The organism is Bacillus sp. SIMBA_031, from assembly GCF_046535225.1.
GTDB lineage: Bacteria > Bacillota > Bacilli > Bacillales > Bacillaceae > Bacillus > Bacillus velezensis.
This window is the reverse complement of sequence record NZ_JAWRXC010000023.1, coordinates 1-2,311: the sequence shown is the minus strand read 5'-3', so window position 1 is coordinate 2,311 and position 2,311 is coordinate 1. Positions and strand designations below refer to the sequence as shown.

The 2,311-nt window shown below is 37.8% G+C and carries 1 protein-coding gene; it reads right to left on the bottom strand.

Going from position 1 to position 2,311, the window contains the following annotated elements; translation table 11 throughout:
• On the bottom strand, positions 1-2,311 hold a 2,311-nt coding region (locus tag SB724_RS19300; protein WP_410572390.1), incomplete at both ends, for a non-ribosomal peptide synthetase.

Sequence of the window (2,311 nt, the reverse complement as noted above, 5' to 3'; positions counted from 1 at the left end):
TTTGTATAAATTTCTCCCCAGATAATTCAGGCTGATTTAAATAGCCCCTTGCTACGCCATCTCCGCCTAAATATAGTTCACCATAAATCCCTGTTGGGAGTAAGTTTCCATATCGATCCACTATATAAGCACTTGAATTGCTTATAGGCTTACCGATTGGAATAGCGCCCTCATATTCTTTTTCAATATGAAAGGTTGTCGAGAACGTTGTATTTTCTGTTGGCCCATATGCATTTAATATTTTCACGTTTTCACATTTTCTTTTCACTAAGTTAATGTGTTTAGCTGATAAAGCATCTCCCCCAACAATCAAATACCGCAGTTTCCTAAACATTTCTGGCTTTTCTTGCGCTAATTGATTAAATAAAGCTACAGTCAGCCACATGATACTAGTTGCTTGAGACGAGATTTCTTTTTCAAGCCGATCTGCCGAAAGGATGATTTCTCTGCTGACTAAACAAAGGCTTATACCATTCAATAACGCTCCCCACAACTCAAAGGTAATTGCGTCAAAGACTGGTGATCCTGTCTGCAGTATCACATCATTGTCTTGGAATTGAACAAACTGATTATTTTTCACCAGTCTTACCACATTTCGGTGTTCTACAAGAATTCCTTTTGGTTCCCCAGTACTGCCGGATGAGTACATAATATACGCTAAATCGAGAGGAGAACCGCCGAAACATAAATTACTTGTGTCATTTTGATACAGTCGTTCTTCCTTAATATCGAGTCTCTCTCCTGAAAAATCTGCCAAATCTTGTTCACTGCCCGCAGTTAACAGTATTTGAGCGTTGCTGTCTCTCAACATATAGCCAATTCTGTCTGCCGGATAGCTTTTATCTATCGGAAGATAGGCACCGCCTGCTTTTAACACACCTAGAATTCCAATCACCATCTCAATTGAACTTTCGATCATAATCCCTACTACAGTACCTGATCGGATGCCTTTTTTGCGTAAAGCGCGGCCAAGCTGATTAGCTTTTTCATTTAACTCTTTATACGTAATATGCTGGTTTTCGTAAACAACTGCTTGATGTCCCGGTCGCCTTTCCACTTGTTCCTCAAATAGTTCTACGATGTTTTTTTCTCTTGGATAAATGGTTTTCGTATTGTTAAACTCGTGTAAAATTTGATGTTTTTCTGGTTCAGTCATCATGTTAATTTGATATAGTTCAGCTTCATCGTTTCTGCAGATACTAGTCACAATTTCATTAAAATGGAGTGCCATTCTCTCAATCGTTTCTTTCTTAAAAAGACGCGTACAATATTCGATATTTCCGTTTAATCTGTTTTTGTGTTCTGTAATATGAAGCGTCAAATCAAATTTGGAGATATGACTTTCTCTTTGAATTTGTCTCAGCTGTAAGCCTTCATCTGCTCTTTCAGCCACTTCAGTGGCATGGCTCATATTAAACATGACATCGAATAACGGATGTCTGCTTGTTTCTCTATTTACCTCAAGCGTATCAATCAGATCCTCAAACTGGTAGTTTTGATTTTCATAGGCAAGCAGAGAATTGCTTTTCACCTCAGCTAAAAATTTGAGGAAACATTTCTCTCCCTCCACCTTGTTTCGTAATGCAAGAGTATTAACGAACATTCCCATGATATCCTGCAAATCCGCATGTGTTCTTCCTGCAATTGGAGTACCGACTACTATATCTTCCTGTCCGCTGTATTTAGACAAAAGAATATAGAAGGCAGATAACAATACCATATGCATAGTCGTACCTGTTTTCTTGGCAATTTCACGCAAACCTTCTGTTTGGTTTTCATTCAACGAAAAGCCTAGATGACTTCCTTCAAAACTTTTCATAAGAGGTCTTTCAAAATCGTATGGCAGATTTAAAACTGGAATATCTCCCTTGAATTGTTCAGTCCAATACTCTTTCTGTTTTTTCAACTCGTCTGATTTCAGGAAAGAATTCTGCCATGCGGTGAAGTCTTTATATTGAATTCTTAATGGTTTAAGGTCCTGACCGTTATATAATTCCTTAAACTCAGAAAATAATCGTTCGACGGAGACACCATCACAGATGATATGATGCATATCGACCATTAAATAAGTTGCTTCCTCTAATTCAGCCATTTCCACTCTAAAAAGAGGGGCTTTATTCAATTCGAACGGACGAACAAAATCCTTTAAAAGATCTTCAACCGCCCATCCTTTTCTGTCTCTTCTTTCCATTGTAAAGGAGAAATCCGAATGGATTTTTTGGACAATATCACCATTCACATCTTCAAAAGATGTTCGTAATGACTCATGTCTGTCCACCAGTTTTTGAAAGATTTTCTCTACTTTTTTAGA